Origin of the sequence: Nocardia concava NBRC 100430, from assembly GCF_000308815.1 — a bacterium.
Taxonomy (GTDB): domain Bacteria; phylum Actinomycetota; class Actinomycetes; order Mycobacteriales; family Mycobacteriaceae; genus Nocardia; species Nocardia concava.
The window spans coordinates 95,377-110,621 of sequence record NZ_BAFX01000141.1; the positions used below are offsets into that span (position 1 = coordinate 95,377).

15 protein-coding genes are annotated in these 15,245 nt (G+C 68.6%); 10 read left to right on the forward strand and 5 right to left on the reverse strand.

Going from position 1 to position 15,245, the window contains the following annotated elements:
- Positions 1–85 precede the first annotated feature (85 nt).
- A complete protein-coding gene (locus tag ON43_RS33355; protein WP_040813923.1) occupies positions 86–625 on the reverse strand; it encodes a YceI family protein in 540 nt (179 codons plus the stop codon).
- Positions 626–726: 101 nt separating this feature from the next.
- Here ON43_RS33355 and ON43_RS33360 point away from each other — a divergent pair, with 101 nt between their 5' ends.
- The 7 genes from ON43_RS33360 to ON43_RS33390 all read left to right on the forward strand — a co-directional run bounded on the left by ON43_RS33360 (position 727) and on the right by ON43_RS33390 (position 8,481).
- A complete protein-coding gene (locus ON43_RS33360; RefSeq protein ID WP_040813925.1) occupies positions 727–1,548 on the forward strand; it encodes an MmyB family transcriptional regulator in 822 nt (273 codons plus the stop codon).
- 65 nt (positions 1,549–1,613) lie between these two features.
- Positions 1,614–4,229 (forward strand): helix-turn-helix transcriptional regulator, encoded by a 2,616-nt coding sequence (locus ON43_RS33365; protein ID WP_040813927.1) that lies wholly within the window; start codon positions 1,614–1,616, stop codon positions 4,227–4,229.
- A gap of 217 nt (positions 4,230–4,446) precedes the next feature.
- Positions 4,447–5,319 (forward strand): hypothetical protein, encoded by an 873-nt coding sequence (locus tag ON43_RS33370; protein WP_051179572.1) that lies wholly within the window; start codon positions 4,447–4,449, stop codon positions 5,317–5,319.
- 222 nt (positions 5,320–5,541) lie between these two features.
- On the forward strand, positions 5,542–6,522 hold the full coding sequence (locus tag ON43_RS33375) for a hypothetical protein (RefSeq protein WP_157514273.1): 981 nt from the start codon (positions 5,542–5,544) through the stop codon (positions 6,520–6,522).
- A gap of 29 nt (positions 6,523–6,551) precedes the next feature.
- A complete protein-coding gene (locus tag ON43_RS33380; RefSeq protein WP_157514274.1) occupies positions 6,552–6,878 on the forward strand; it encodes a hypothetical protein in 327 nt (108 codons plus the stop codon).
- A gap of 144 nt (positions 6,879–7,022) precedes the next feature.
- Positions 7,023–7,946: a helix-turn-helix domain-containing protein gene (locus ON43_RS33385; RefSeq protein ID WP_040813987.1), complete on the forward strand. Its 924-nt coding sequence runs from the start codon at positions 7,023–7,025 to the stop codon at positions 7,944–7,946.
- A gap of 1 nt (position 7,947) precedes the next feature.
- A complete protein-coding gene (locus ON43_RS33390) occupies positions 7,948–8,481 on the forward strand; it encodes a dihydrofolate reductase family protein (protein WP_245568850.1) in 534 nt (177 codons plus the stop codon).
- Between the two features lie 22 nt (positions 8,482–8,503).
- Here ON43_RS33390 and ON43_RS33395 read toward each other — a convergent pair whose 3' ends face one another.
- Positions 8,504–9,064 carry a methylated-DNA--[protein]-cysteine S-methyltransferase gene (locus ON43_RS33395; RefSeq protein WP_040813932.1) on the reverse strand — a complete coding sequence of 187 codons (561 nt, stop codon included), beginning with the start codon at positions 9,062–9,064 and terminating at the stop codon, positions 8,504–8,506.
- 52 nt (positions 9,065–9,116) lie between these two features.
- Positions 9,117–9,419, reverse strand: a complete 303-nt coding sequence (locus ON43_RS33400; protein WP_040813934.1) for a hypothetical protein — start codon at positions 9,417–9,419, stop codon at positions 9,117–9,119.
- Positions 9,420–9,481: 62 nt separating this feature from the next.
- Here ON43_RS33400 and yczR point away from each other — a divergent pair, with 62 nt between their 5' ends.
- On the forward strand, positions 9,482–10,972 hold the full coding sequence (gene yczR, locus ON43_RS33405; protein ID WP_040813936.1) for a MocR-like transcription factor YczR: 1,491 nt from the start codon (positions 9,482–9,484) through the stop codon (positions 10,970–10,972).
- A gap of 68 nt (positions 10,973–11,040) precedes the next feature.
- Here the strand turns inward: yczR and ON43_RS33410 are convergent, their stop codons facing one another.
- Positions 11,041–12,330 carry an adenylosuccinate synthase gene (locus tag ON43_RS33410; protein ID WP_040813938.1) on the reverse strand — a complete coding sequence of 430 codons (1,290 nt, stop codon included), beginning with the start codon at positions 12,328–12,330 and terminating at the stop codon, positions 11,041–11,043.
- A 274-nt stretch (positions 12,331–12,604) separates the two neighbouring features.
- Between ON43_RS33410 and ON43_RS33415 the strand changes: the two genes are divergently transcribed.
- Both ON43_RS33415 and ON43_RS33420 read left to right on the forward strand, forming a co-directional pair.
- Complete coding sequence (locus ON43_RS33415) at positions 12,605–13,264, forward strand: hypothetical protein (RefSeq protein WP_040813940.1); 660 nt, start codon at positions 12,605–12,607, stop codon at positions 13,262–13,264.
- A 58-nt stretch (positions 13,265–13,322) separates the two neighbouring features.
- Complete coding sequence (locus tag ON43_RS33420) at positions 13,323–14,108, forward strand: site-2 protease family protein (RefSeq protein ID WP_040813942.1); 786 nt, start codon at positions 13,323–13,325, stop codon at positions 14,106–14,108.
- Positions 14,109–14,366: 258 nt separating this feature from the next.
- Here the strand turns inward: ON43_RS33420 and ON43_RS33425 are convergent.
- Positions 14,367–15,245: FUSC family protein (locus tag ON43_RS33425; protein WP_040813944.1), on the reverse strand; the 879-nt coding region annotated here is incomplete at its 5' end.

A 15,245-nucleotide genomic window follows, 5' to 3' on the forward strand; every position in this document is an offset into this window, starting at 1 on the left:
TCGTTGAACGGCCGAACGCCCCCTGTGGATTCCACAGGGGGCGTTGACTTTTCCGATGCGTAGGGCGGGACCGCCCCGGCGGCTATCAGGCGTCGGGGGCGACGAGCTGGATGTCCAGCTCGATGGCGATCTTGTCGCTGAGCATGGCGTTCGGCATGCCCGGGGCCACACCGAAGTCGCTGCGCTTGATGGTGCCGGTGGCGTAGAAGCCGGCGTGCGCCTTGTTGTCCTGCGGGAAGACCTGCACGCCGCCCCACTCGACGTCGAGGGTGACGGGCTTGGTGATGCCGCCGATGGTGGCCTCGCCGGTGACCTCGAACTCCTCGGCCAGCTTGACCGGCTCGGGGACGCGGAAGGTCAGGTGCGGGCGGTTGGCGACATCGAGGATGTCGGCGGTGCGGACGTGACCGTCGCGCATCTCGTTGCCGGTGTCGAAGGAGTCGAAGTAGATGGTGGCCTCGATGGCCGCCTCGCCGGCGTCGTTCACGACGAAGCCGGTCTCGAAGCGGTTGAAGCGGCCGCGGACCTTGGAGATCCCCAGGTGCTTCACGGTGAAGCTGACCGAGGAGTGGTTGGCGTCGAGGGTCCAGGCGCCGGGGGCGAGGGTCTGCTCGGAAGTCGTCATGCCAGAAGATTAAGTGGACTGCGGTCCGCTTAACCAGGCCGTGGTTATCCGGGGACTGGCAGGGCGCGGATAACGAAACCAGGACCAGGCACTATGGAGAGGTGTCACGATCCGAGTTCGCCGAGTTCCTGATCGCGCGCCGCGCGCAGCTGCAGCCCGAAGACGTCGGCCTGCCCGCCGGCCGACGGCGCCGCACGCCCGGACTGCGGCGCGAAGAAGTCGCCGCGCTCGCCGGGGTCAGCGCGGACTATCTTGCCCGGCTCGAACAGGGACGCGACACCAACCCCTCCATGGCCGTGCTGGCCGCCCTCGCGGATGCCTTGCGGCTCAATGAGATCGAGCGGCACCACTTCGGCAAGCTGGCGCTGAGCCTGGAACAGAAGGCGCCCTGCCCGTCCTCCGGACAGGCCCGAGAGCAGGTCTCCGAGACCATCAGGGCGGTCATCGACGCTCTGCAGCCGACACCTGCCTTCGTGCTCGGCCGCTGGCAGAACCTGCTGGCCGGCAACCCCTCCTTCCGCGACTTCGCCGAACCCCTCGGCCTGTTCGACGAGGAGACGCACAACAACTTCGCGCTCTACGTCTTCGCCCACCCGGGTGCCCGGAAGGCCTTCCTGAACTGGGACGCGGCCGCCGATATGGTCGCGTCGTCGCTGCGCGCGGCCGTCACGCGCTTCCCGGACGATCCGAATGTGCAGGCCGTCATCATTCGGCTGGGCCACTATCCGGAGTTCGAGCAACGCTGGCGCGAACACCGGCTCACCGATTTCCGAACCGTCGTGCTGAATATCCAGCACCCGCTGCGCGGCACGGTCGAGGTCGAGATCGAGACCCTGGATCCGGCCGCCGACCAGACCGTCATGGTCTGGCTGGTCGACCGCCGTCAGGCCCGCCAACCCGGATTGCGGCTGGTCAACGAATAAAAGCCGCAGGTTCCAGGCCTTTCGTTAACCCTGCTACGGGAGCCGCGGCGCACTACAGTTGAGCCATGGCTCGGAATTGGCCGATGGTCGAACGGGAGAGCGAACTCGAATCGATCAGGTCGGCGCTCACCGGCGACGACTTCGTCGGGGCGGTGCTCACCGGCGACGCGGGGGTCGGCAAAACCACGCTGGCGCGGCTGGCCACCGCCGCCGTCGGCGGAAACATTCGCTGGGTCGCGGGGACCGAATCCGCCCGGAGCATTCCGCTCGGGGTCTTCGCGCACATGGTGGGGGTGTACACCGCCCACGATCCGGTGACCTTCATGGCCGCGGCGCGCGAGGCGCTGCTCGCCGACGGGCACACCATCATCGGCGTCGACGACGCGCACCTGCTCGACCAGCTCTCGGCGACACTGCTGCTGCAGCTGGCCATCGATCGTGCCGCGCACATCGTGTGCACCGTGCGCAGCGGGGTGCAGGTGCCCGACGCGGTGACCTCGCTGTGGAAGGACGGGCACCTGCTGCGCATCGACCTGAAGCCGTTCACGCAAAGGCAGAGCGTGGAATTGGTGGAATCGATGCTGGGCGGGCAGCTCGAGGGCTTCACCGCCAACCTCATGTGGGAATCATCCGGGGGCAACGCGCTTTTCCTACGGCACCTGGTCGAGGGCGCGCTCGAAGCGGGGACACTGCGGCAGGTCAACGGGGTGTGGCAGTTGCGCGGGCGCGCGGCGGTCACCTCGGAATTGGCTGCGCTGCTGGAGGATCGGGTCGAGCAGATGCCGGAGTCCGTGCTGCGGGTGCTGGAACTGCTGACGTTCTGCGAGCCCATCGACCTGGATGTGCTGTCGGAGATCGCGGGTGAGGAGGCTGTGGAATCGGCCGAAACCCGCGGGCTCATAAGGATTGTCGAGAACAGCCATCAGCTGCTGGTGCGATACAACCATCCGCTGTTCGGTGAGGTGATCCGGCGGCGGCTGGGCATCGCGTCGGCGCGGCGGCTGCGCGGGCGGCTGTACTCGGCGCTCAAGGACCGGCCCATCAACTCCGCGTCCGAGCGCATCCGCCTGGCCGAATTGGCCTTGGACAGTGACAAATCGGCGGATCTGGAGCTGTTCCTGGCCGCTGCGGCGGATGCCATCTCGCTGGCGAATCTCCAACTGGGAGAACGGTTCGCGCGGGCGGCGGTGGAACGCCGCGGCGGCGTCGAGGCCGCGGACCTGCTGGCCCGGGCACTGCTGTGGCAGGGGCATCGGATAGAAGCCGAACGCACACTGGCGGGTTTCGATCCCGACCAGTTGAACGAGGCGGAACTTACCCGCTGGGGCTGCACCCGGGTGTCCAACCTGCTGTGGTCCATGGGTGACGCCGACCGGGCCGACCAGGTCCTCGAGACCGTGCGGCAGCGGGCGAAGAATCCGAAAGTCATTGCGACACTCGACGGCCTGGCCTCGGCGGTGGCCGTCAACGAGAATCGGATGGACGACGCCTTCGCCCTCGCCGAACCCGTGATGGCGAACTCCGACGCCCCGCCGTGGGCGGTGTGGTGGGCGGCCTTCGGCGGTGGGCTCGCCCTGGCGATGATGGGACGCGGGGAGGCCGCGCTCCGGTACGCCGATCGCGGGCACAAGGTGGAGGAGCACGTCGACGCGCTCAACCGGTTCACGCTGACGCACGCGGAGGTGCTGGCGCTCACCTTCACCGGCGAGTTGGAGGCCGCACGGCGTTGCGCCGGAAGCAATTTCAGCTACTCCTCGCCCGGCCAGTATCTGGCCTGGGGCATGACGAAGATTCTGCAGGGGACCGTCGACGTCGCCCAGGGGCAATTCCCGCAGGGCATCGACAATCTCGAACAGGCGCTGGCCGCCCTCACCACCGAGGGAGCGGCGGCTTGGATGTTCCCCGCACAACTACGCCTGGCAGAGGCTTATTCGGCGCTCGGACGTCCTACCGAGGCGGCGGAAGCCATTGCGGCGGCGTCCTTCCGGGGCGGACGGCACAGCGCCGTCTACCAACCCCTGCTCGAACTGGCGCGCGCCTTGCAGGCCGGCGCCGAGGGCACCGCCACACCGGCAATCCGACTCGCGCTCGCGGCCGCCGATCTGGCCGCGCGCACCCATCAGCACGCCACCGAGGCCATGGCGCTGCATACCGCCGCACGCTTCGGCGATCACAGCGTGGCAGGGCGGCTCGCGGATCTGGCGGCCCGCATCGACGGGCGGCTGGTGCAGGTTCAGGCCCGGCACGCGGTGGCGGTCGCCGCCCACGACGGGCCCGGATTGGACAAGGCCGCAGCGGAATTCGAGAGCATCGGGGCCTTGCTCTCGGCTGCCGACGCGGCCGCGCAGGCGGCCTCCGCACACGAGCGCGCCGGGGATCGGCGGCGACTGCTGGAATCTGCGGCCACCGCGAACCGGCTGGCAGCCGCGTGCGGCGGGGCCTCGACCCCCGCGCTGAGGCAGTCCGCGCAGCCGTTGCCACTGACCGCCCGCGAACGCGAGATCGCGAATCTGGTGGCGGCCGGGCTGTCCAACCGGCAGATCGCGGATCGGCTGACCGTGTCGGTGCGGACCGTGGAGGGGCATCTGTACCGGGCGTGCATCAAGCTCGATGTCACCGATCGTGAGGCGCTGGCCGAACTCATGCGAGGCGGGACAACGTCCGGCAAATCAGAGAATTGACGTTGCGGGTAGAGGTAAAAACCCTTTTACCTGCAAATTGTGCGATATGTCTCGCTACTCACCGTCAAGGCATAGGAACAGCAATCAGGGACTAGAGCAACAAGCTCTCAATCAGTTAACATCCGGCGAAGTGTGAGCCCATCGGGGGTCACACGGGGGGAAGTCGGGAAAATCTGATGAGGGTGGTGTTTTCGGCGTGGCTCGTCGGCATCGTGAAATGAATACCGGCGTGCTGCTGCACGCCATCCGTCCCGCCGTCGGCGTGCTGCCGCTGGCCCTGGCCATCGCCTGCGCCGCGGCCGCGCAGGCCGTTCCGCAGCCGGGGGTGACGACCGGCCCCGCGCAGCCGGGCACCAGCTCGTCCCCGGCCCAGCCCGGAACCACCGTCAAACCGGCTCCGCCGCAGTCGTCCCCGCAGGTCGACTACGTGGTGCCGGAAAATCACCGGCCGATTCCGGCCGAGACCGCGCCCGCGCCCGCCATCGACTGGCAGTCGCTGCACGCGCCCGAGCCGGTCGAGCCGGTCGCGCCCATCGCTCCCCCGCCACGCACCGTGCGCGTCGGCGACTTCTACACCCCGGCCCCGGATGAGGTGCCGGACGAAATCCTGAACCCGGTCAACAACTTCTCCGCCGACGCCGAGGCCGGCCTGTCCACCGCGCTGAATTCGGTCGGCATCGACCCGTCGCGCTCCGACAAGATCGCGGGCATGACCGCCGCCGGGGCCGTCGGCGGCGCCGCGCTGCTGGGCATTCCGGGCGCCGCGGCCGGCGCGCTGGGCGGCGGCATCGGTGGCGGCATCATCGGCGCCGGTGTGGGCGCGGCCATCGGCGCCGGAATCGGCGTCGGCATCGTGGCGGCCACCGCGGCCGCCGCGGGCGCCGCCTCCGGCGGCATCGGCGCCGCCATCGCCGCGCCCGAGGCCATCCCGGTCATCGGCGGCGGTGCGCTCATCGGCCTCGGCGTGGGCGCCGCGGTCGGCGCGGTCGGCGGCGCGGCCCTGGGCGCGGCGGCCGTCGGCATCCCGATGGCGGTCCTCGGCGGTGTCGGCGGCGGCATCGCGGGCGCGGCCATCGGCGGCGCGTTCTAACCGCTCCCCCAATCGATTTCCTCCGGCCGGGCAAACTTCGCACCCCCTCTTCGAGGCGCTGACCTGCTACTACGCAGACGCACTCGGGATGCGAGCAAGCCCGGCCGGAGGCCCATGCGAATTACCGGTAGCAACGCTCGGTCCCCGGACCGGCGCAACGAAATATGTTCGGAAGGTGGGTGTTTCGACGTGCCTCGTCGGAATCGTGAATTCAAGAGCAACGTGGCTCGACGTGCGATCGTCGTAGGCACCATCCCCTTGGTCCTGGCGGTGGCCTGCTCGAATACGAGCGACCACCCCGCCAAGGTCGCCGACGGCACCTCGACCCAGTCCACCGTGAAGCACCCCGACGGCACCCCGTCCCCGGCCAACCCCACTGCGCCCCAGTCCAACCCGCAGCCCGGCCTGGCCGACTCCACCCCCGGCGACGCCCTGCCCACCCCGCGCCCCAGCACCGCCCAGCCGGGCGTGGCCCTCCCCGCCGGCGACCAGGACCGCCCCGCCCCCCGCCCGACCCTGGCCCAGCCCGGCGTCACCGTCCCGAATCGCCCTCAGCCCCAGCCTCAGTCGCAGCCCCAGGCCGACTACCCCATCCCGGCCAACTTCCGCCCCATCCCCAACCACGAGGCGGCCCCCGCCCTCGACTTCCAAACCCTCCACGCCCCAACCACGGTGACCCCGGTCCTCCCCATCGCCCCGCCCCCGCGCACCCTCCGCATCGGCGACTTCTCCACCCCCGCCCCCGACGAGGTCCCCAACGACCTCCTCGACGGCGCAAACACCTTGGCCGCCAACACCGAAGCAGGCCTCGCCACCGGCCTCAACGCCATCGGCGTCAACCCCAGCCGCTCCGACAAGATCGCGGCAGGCACGCTCGGCGGCGCCGCCATCGGCGCGGGCATCGGCGCGGTCGGCGCGGGTGTTCCAGCCGCACTTGTTGGAGCCGCGGGTGGCGCGGTGGTCGGCGCCGGAGTCGGTGCGCTCGCGGGCGCGGCGATCGGCGCGGTCGGCGGCATCGCCGTCGCGCCTTGGCTCGCCCCGATCGACGTCGCGGGCGGCGCCGCCGGTGGCGCACTCATCGGTGCGGGCGTCGGTGCAGCCGCCGGGGCGGCCGCGATCGGCATCCCCGCCGCAGCCGCGGGTGGCGTTGTCGGCGGTGTCACCGGAGGCGCGATCGGCGGCTTCCTCGGCGGCGCTCTGTAGCTCAACGAACCACGAAGACAAGGAATCTCATGAGGACTGCACTACGCATTACTGCGATCGCCGGAGCCACCGCCGCGTGCGGTGTGCTGGGCGCCCAGGCCGCCTCGGCGACTGTGCCCGTCGCCACTCCGGAGCCCGGCGGCGTGATCCGGATGGATCTCGCCCCGGGCGAATGGTGGAACTGCGGCGCATGGAGCCTGCAGGCCCCCTTCGTCACCTCGGACCCCCTCGCCGGGCTGGCCTCCGACCGCCCCCTCTACCTGCACATGACCCCGGGCGCCGATGCCTGGGTCTTCTGCGAGGGCACCGCGGCCCCCTTCATCTACTACGGCCCGATCGTCAAAGCCGGCTCGTAGCGGTATCCATTCCGACGTAAAAGGCGCCCGCACCAATTCCTTTGGTGCGGGCGTTTTCGCTGCCACCCGCGTTCAACACCAAGGCCAAGGAACTGAGCAAGATCGGTCAAGCGGGGTTTGGGGGTGGGTTGGCAGACTCGTCGGGTGGCCAAGAGCGGACGGGATCGATTACGCGAACTGCTGGATGCGGTGCTCGACGAGGGCAACAGCACGCTTGGGGAGATGGCGGCGGATGCGTTTGTTTCGTCGTTTCATTTTGCTCGGCAGTTCTCGCGCGGGACCGGGGAGCCACCGGTGGCGTTGAAGCGGCGGGTGCTGTTGGAGCGGGCGGCGTGGGAGTTGTCGACGGGTAAGTCGGTGACGGATGTGGCGTTCGGGGCCGGATACGAGTCGGTGGAGGGGTTCAGCCGGGCATTCAGCGGTGCCTTCGGGTATCCGCCGAGCCTGGTTCCGGACGGCGAGCGCCGGGCGTGGTTGCCCGCGAGCAATGGCATCCACTTTCATCCGCCCATGTCGCTGTGGGTGACGGGTGGGCCGAAAGGATCGGGTGGGCTGGATCCCACCACGCTGATGGTTCATCACGATGTCGATGACACCCGCGAACTGCTCGACATGGCAGCGGAACTCGACGAATCGCGATATCGGCAGGTGCGGTCGCCGGGGCTGGTGGTGGAGTCGTTTCGGGGGCCCGAGGAATCCATTGCCGCGGTGCTCGCGCATCTCATCGAGTCGAAGGAGGTGTGGCTGGCCGCCATCGACGGGGAGGACATTCCGACGGCGGGGGACGATGCCCTCCCGGAATTGGTGGAACGGCATGAGCGCGTGGCGGTTCGGTGGCTGGACACGGTTCGCGATATCACTCGGCGTGGTGGGTGGGATGACACGCTGATCGATGCGTTGTGCGAGCCGCCGCAGAGCTTTGTCATCGGCAGCGTGATCGCTCACATCCTGAGTTACTCCACTCATCGCAGACATCTCGTGCGGCATTGGCTGCGCACCGAATTATCCAGCGCCGGAACCGAAATCGGGGGTGGCGATCTCATCGAATGGCTACATCGGAGAGGCTGACGTGACATTCAAGACTGTTTACCACACCGCCATGAGTCTGGACGGCTTCCTGGCGACGCCCGACCACAAGCTGGATTGGTTGCTGTCCCGGCAGGTCGACTGGGACGGCCCGCTGGGATTGAACCTGTTCGCGGCCGGTACGGGCGCAATCGCCATGGGCGCCAGCACTTATCAATGGGTCAATGAGAATTCCACCGAGCCCTGGCCCTACGCCATACCGACCTGGGTGTTCACCCACCGTGAGTTTCCCGCCTTCGACGACGGCCGCGATGTCCGATTGACCTCGGACTCGGTGGCGGTCGTACACAAGGAGATGGCCGCGGCCGCCGACGGCAAGGACCTCTGGCTGATGGGTGGCGGCGAGCTGGTCGGGCAATTCGCGGATCAGGGATTGCTGGACGAAATCATCGTTTCCATCGCCCCGGTCACGCTGGGCGCGGGCGCACCACTGCTCCCGCGCCGCCTCGAACTGAAGACCGAGGAAGTCGCCCACAACGGCGAATTCGCCTGCGTGCGTTACTCGGTCGTGCGCTGACGGTGCCCGGAACGCGAGTCCTTCAGAAGAGGGTTGGTTCGCCGAAGCCGGGCGTGCGTTCGATTTCGAGTAGGTGTTGTTTGGTGGTCAGGCCACCGGGGGCGGAGAAGCCGTGGAGGGCGTGGTCGGCGGCGAGCACGCGGTGGCAGGGGATGATCAGGGGGATTGGGTTGCGGCCCAAGGACTGTCCCACTGCTTGGGCTCCGCCCGGGGCACCGATGCGGTTGGCCACCGCACCGTAGTTGAGGGTGTGGCCCGGGTCGATGGCTCGGGTTACCTCGTAGACGGCTCGGTCGAAATCGTTGAGGGGGCTGAGGTCTACGGGGATCCAGCGGAGGTCGTTCAGGTCACCGGTGAGATGGGCCTGGATCGATTTGACGGCCTGGGCGATTTCGGGGGTGGGTTCCGCTTCGTGGATATCGACCAGGCGGTGCCGGCGCAGGATGTGGGTGCGGGTGGTGGCCGGGGTGCGGTCGGGGAGGGCGAAGCGTAGGACGCCGACGGCGCTCCAGGCGATGGCGCAGGTGCCTATCGCGGTGTCGAAGAGCGCCGCCGACGCCGTGGGACGAGCCGGGGCGGACATAGGGCCAGTGTGCACTGTGGCACCGACAGACAGCCGAATTCAGGCCAGTTGATTAGAACTGGACCGACTCTCCTCGGCAGGGAATGTTGGAGAGGGCCGCTACCGCGGGGGTGGTGCGACGGAGGCGGCGGAGCGGGGTCGGCGGGTGGGCGTCGGGGCGCAGGGAGGCGATGGCGGTCAGGTCCGAATATTGGCGGGACGCTTCGTATTCGGCGACCGACCAGTCCGACATGGGGGCGTGGGGGCGGTAGCGCTCCAGGAGCGCGCCCCAGCGTTCGTCGGACTTGGGGGCGTACCGGTAGATCAGTACGGCGAAGGCGGCGACGATCAGGAGGGAGGCGAGCAGGGCGACCATGAACCAATACTGGCCCTCCCCTGGACTTGTAGAAAATATCCAGTGCCCCGATACTGGACTGTATGGCGACACGAGTTATCGGCGCGGCCAGCCTGACGCGCGATCTTGGGCGGTGGCGGAACGAGGAATCGGGGGCCACCGAGAACGGCAAGCGTTCGGCCCGGCCCGCGTATGTGGCACTGGCCGAGAGCATTCGGCTGCTCATTCACGACGGCCGCGCGCCGCTGGGCGTGGCATTGCCCAGCGAACGGGATCTGGCCACCAGCCTCGAGGTCAGCCGCACCACCGTCACCTCGGCGTACACGCTGCTGCGCGAGCACGGCTACCTGATCAGCCGCCAGGGTTCCCGCAGTACCGTGGCGCTGCCGCCGACCGTGGTGCACGACGGCGCGAAGCCGGCCCGCAGCCTGCTCGCCACCATGGCGCAGCCGGACGTGCCGACCATCGATATGACCTTCGCCGCCATGTCCGCCCCGCCGCAGATGACCGACGCGTATTCCTTTGCCCTGCAAGGACTGCCGACCTACCTGGGCACGCACGGCATGGATCCCGTCGGGGTGCTCATGCTGCGCGAGGCACTGGCCCGCCGCTACACCGAACGTGGCCTGCCCACCGAACCGGACCAGATCCTGATCACCCTCGGCGCGCAGCACGGCCTGCGCCTGCTGCTCAATGTGCTCACCACCCCCGCCGAACGCGTCCTCATCGAGCACCCCACCTACCCGAACGCCATCGAGGCCATCCGCGACGTCGGCGCCCGCCCGGTGCCGGTGCCCATGCGCCCGGACGGCTGGGACCTCGACGGAATCCGCAGCGCCGCACGGCAAACCGCCGCCAGTGCCGCCTACCTGATCCCCGACTTCAACAACCCCACCGGCCACCTGCTCGACGTCGAGGGACGCGCCGAACTGGCGGCCATCGCCCGCGAGACCCGCATGACGATCATCGTCGACGAATCCATGGTCGACCTGAACCTCTCCGATCTCGAATCCCCGCCTCCCGTGGCGGCTTTCGCCCGCAATTCGGAGATCGTCACCATCGGTTCCGCCTCCAAGTCCTTCTGGGGCGGCCTGCGGGTCGGCTGGGTGCGCGCCAATCAGGCCCTCATCACCAAGCTGCTCGGGATCCGCTCGACGGTCGACCTCGGCACCCCCGTCATGGATCAGCTGGCCACCGTCCACCTGCTCCGCAATGCCGACGAAATCCTCACCGCCAGAAGGGCTCAGCTCCGCTCCCGCCGAGCCGTCCTGCTGGAGTCCCTCGCCGAGGAACTCCCCGATTGGCAGGTCACCCCCAACGCCGGTGGCATGTCCCTGTGGGCCCAGCTCCCCACCCCGGTCTCCACCGCCCTCGCCGCGACGGCCCCCAACCACGGCGTACTCCTCGCCGCCGGACCGCGTTTCGGCGTCCAGGGCGCCTTCGAACGCTTCATCCGCCTCCCCTTCACCCACGAGGAGCATGACATCCGCATCGCGGTGAAGTCGCTCGCGGCGGCCTACACGGCCCTGACCCCGCACGCCGCCGACCCGCTCTCCCCGCTCATCACCTACTGAGCCGACAACGACTTCGCCCCCGCCGCATTTGGATGCGACGGGGGCGAAATGGCTTATGCCCTAAGACTTCACGCCAGGATGTCGTGGCGGACGATGGTCTGGTCGCGGCCGGGGCCGACGCCGATGCACGAAACCCGCGCGCCCGACAGCTCTTCCAGGCGCTTGACGTACGCCTGCGCGTTGGCCGGGAGGTCTTCGAAGGTGCGGGCACCCGAGATGTCCTCCCACCAGCCGGGCATCTCTTCGTAGATCGGCTTGGCGTGGTGGAATTCGGTCTGGGTGGTGGGCATCTGCTCGACGCGCTCGCCGTCGATCTCGTAGGCCACGCAGATCGGGACGGTGTCCAGGCTGGAGAGGACGTCCAGCTTGGTGAGGAAGTAGTCGGTGATGCCGTTGACGCGGGTGGCGTAGCGGGCGATCACGGCGTCGAACCAGCCGGTACGCCGCGCGCGGCCGGTGGTCACGCCGACCTCGCCGCCGGTCTTGGCCAGGTAGGTGCCGGACTCGTCGAAGAGTTCGGTCGGGAACGGGCCGGAGCCGACGCGGGTGGTGTACGCCTTCAGGATGCCGAGCACCGTGGTGATCTTGTTCGGGCCGACGCCCGCGCCCACGGCCGCGCCACCGGCGGTCGGGTTGGAGGAGGTCACGTACGGGTAGGTGCCGTGGTCGACGTCCAGCAGGGTGCCCTGCGAACCCTCCAGCAGCACGATCTCGTCGCGCTCCAGCGCCTGGTTGAGCAGCAGCCGCGAATCGGCGATGCGGTGCTTGAAGCCCTCGGCCTTCTCCAGCACCTCGTCCACCACCTGCTGCGGATCCAGCGCGCGGCGGTTGTAGATCTTCACCAGCACCTGGTTCTTGAATTCCAGTGCGGCCTCGACCTTCTGGGTGAGGATCTTCTCGTCCAGCACGTCGGCCACGCGGACGCCGACGCGGGCGACCTTGTCCTGGTAGCAGGGGCCGATGCCGCGGCCGGTGGTGCCGATCTTCTTGTTGCCGAGGAAGCGCTCGGTGACCTTATCGATGGCCACGTGGTACGGCATGATCAGGTGCGCGTCGGCCGAGAGCAGCAGGCGGGAGGTGTCCACACCGCGCTCTTCCAGACCGGCGAGTTCGGCGAGCAGCACGCCCGGATCGACCACCACGCCATTGCCGATGACGTTGGTCACATCGGGTGTGAGGATGCCGGAGGGGATCAGATGCAGGGCGAAGCTCTCACCGTTCGGCAGCACCACGGTGTGTCCCGCGTTGTTGCCGCCCTGGTATCGAACTACCCACTGGACCCGATCGCCGAGCAGATCAGTCGCTTTGCCCTTGCCCTCGTCGCCCCACTGGGCGCCGATCAGCACGATTGCCGGCATGTGAGTGTCTCCTACGGGTTCGACGCGCAGCACCTGGGTACTGCAGCTACCCGCCGTCAGAAGGCGGTGGCCGTAGGCACACTTTACTGGACGGCCCTATACCTCCTGGTGCAAGGCCCGGGTCCAGAGAAACCGCCCATAACGGATGCGCAGCGAGGACAGCGCGGCAAATGAGACAGGGTTATGGTGGCACGGGGAGAGGGACCGGCAGGGGGTCCATCGGAACGCAGCGAGGCGGCAAGGTGTTGGCAGGCCAGAGGAGGGTGTTCGGCAGTTGAGTACCCATGTTCTCCGCTGCGACGGCGCGCCGGTACCCATCGCGCTGGCATCCCTACCCCTCACCCAGACCTCGGCCATACCGGACACCAGCCAACTGGACGAGTTGCTCCCGGTGATGGCCGCCGACAGCCTGCCCCGGCTCATCGTGCTCGGTGAGGACGCGGGACTGGCCGCGGTGCTCACCCATCTGATGCGCACCGAACGCCTGGGCGTCGAGATCGGCTACGTGCCCATCGACCGCACCTACGGCTCCCGCGCCTACGAGACCGGCACCGGCTCGGCCGCCGCCAAGCGCGCGCTCGAGGGCAAGGCCACCGAGACCCCGCTGATCCGCGACGACACCGGCAAGGTGCTCATCGGCCGCGCCACCATCGTCGGCGAGGCGGGCGCGAAGCTCGAGGGCGAGGCCTATGTCGACGACACCCGGCTGTTCACGGGAAAGGTCGCCGCACTGCATGTTTCGCCCATGCTGGAGATGCCGGGCCTGCACGCCACCGTGCAGCGCGGGCTGCGCAAGAAGCGCTGGGTCGAGGGGCGCGCCATGCAGTTGGGCACGCACGGCGCGATCGTCACCCGCGACGGGATCACCACCGATCGGCTGGTGAAGCGCTCCACGTTCTATCGACACCACGAGCCTTGGCTGCTGGTTCGCTGATTCACCCCCAGAATGGGAATCGGCAGCACCTTCGAGCCGACCAGTTGGGAGTGAACAGGTGAATTACCCGCGCGCGGTAGGCCGGGCATCCGGCGGAGCGATCCGGCCCAGTCCGGTGTTCCTGCTGGTCGTGGTGATCACGGCGGTGGGCGGCGCACTGGCCTGGGACGCGGATCGCTTCTCGCGCCAGGCCCAGTTCGGGGTGTTCATCCTGGTGGTCGCGGGCTGGATCGTGACGGTCTGCCTGCACGAGTTCGCGCACGCGTTCGTGGCGTGGCGGGCCGGGGACCGGGAAGTGGAGATGCGCGGGTATCTGACGCTGAATCCGCTCAAGTACAGCCATCCACTGCTGTCGATCGGGTTGCCAGTGCTGTTCATCGCGATCGGCGGGTTCGCGCTGCCGGGTGGCGCGGTGTACGTGCACTCGCACAACTTCAGTCCGCGCACGCAGCGGCTGCTGAGCGGCGCGGGTCCGGCGGTGAACGCGCTGTGCGCGGTGGTGCTGCTGGTGATCGTGCGGCTGTGGGGCAGCACGACCTCGCATCCGGCGTTCTGGTTCGGGCTCAGTTACCTTGCGTTCCTGCAGATTACGGCGACCGTGCTGAACCTGATCCCGATCCCGGGCACCGACGGCTACGGGATTCTGGAGCCGTCGCTGAGCTATCAGACCCGGCGGGCGCTGGATCAGATCAAGCCGTTCGGCATCCTGATCCTGTTCGCGCTGCTGTTCACCCCGGAGCTCAACCGCCTGTTCTTCGACGGGATCAACGCGCTGTTCGAGCTCTCCGGACTGCCCGGCTGGTGGTGGTCGGCGGGCAGCACCCTGACCCGCTTCTGGCGCTGATCCGGTGGGTGGGCCGCCCGAACGACCCGGTTATCGGGCGGCCCCATTCGCAGCGACAGCGGTCAGGCGTGGGCGTTCAGGTCCTCCCCGCCTGAAACCGTTGCCACCCGTCGCTGCGAGCCGGTACCGGATTACCCCTCGTCAATCCGGCCTGTAATGAACGGTAGAGCGGCGCGGGCACCAGAACGCGAGTAGCGCACTACCCGAAGATCAAGAGCAGGTACCCGCAGCAGGGCCAGAGAGCCCCGCAGGTAGTCGTCAATCGATCGGCGTCACATAGGGATTCGCCACGGTGGGCGGGAGCAGGGCCATGGCCGAGAGGCGGCGCATGCCGCACACCTGCATGAGATCGACGACTATGGAACGCAATTGGGCGAACACCACGTGTGTGGACAGTCCCGCGCCCTTCACCAGATCCTTGGTGGCGCCCTTGCCGACCGAACGCAGCACCCGGGTGGCCTCGGCGGGATCGGGTTTCTCGTCCGGGTCGGCGAGCATCATGCGCCGCACCACGTCCACGGCCTGACCCAGCTTCTCGACCTCGGCGATCAGCCGGGGATCGATCACCTCGTCGTCGCGCACCGACGTGAGGGCGCGGCGCAGCAGGACACGGGTATTGCGGATGGCGTTGTCGAGCGGGTCGGCGGCCTCGCGCAGGCGTTGCAGGCGGTTGCGAGAGTTCCAGTACAGCGGGGAGATTCGAATGATCTCCTTGCTGCCCTCGAGGGTGTTGCGCAGGGAATCGATCGCGCCCTGGGTGCCGCGAGCGGCCTCGAGCGCCTCCTTGATCTTCGCGGCATCGTGCTCGAGCAGTCCGTCGGCGCATTCGGTGAGGGCCTTGCCCATCACCTCCAGGATTCCGGCCGCCTGCTCGCGGGCGCGCCGGACCGGATGCAGCGGGATCGCCGCCACCACCACGATGCCGACCAGACCGCCGACCAGGGCGTCGATCATGCGCAGGGACGCGCCACCCTGGCCGGGCGGATACAGCGTGGCCACCAGCACCGCGGAGCTGGCCGCCTGCATGGTGATGACCGGTCCGCCGTCGAGGAAGACGGCCGTGGACATGGCGACCAGCACCAGCAGCACGATCTGCCAGGTGCCGGTGCCCACCCGGGAGACGAACAGGTCGCCGAT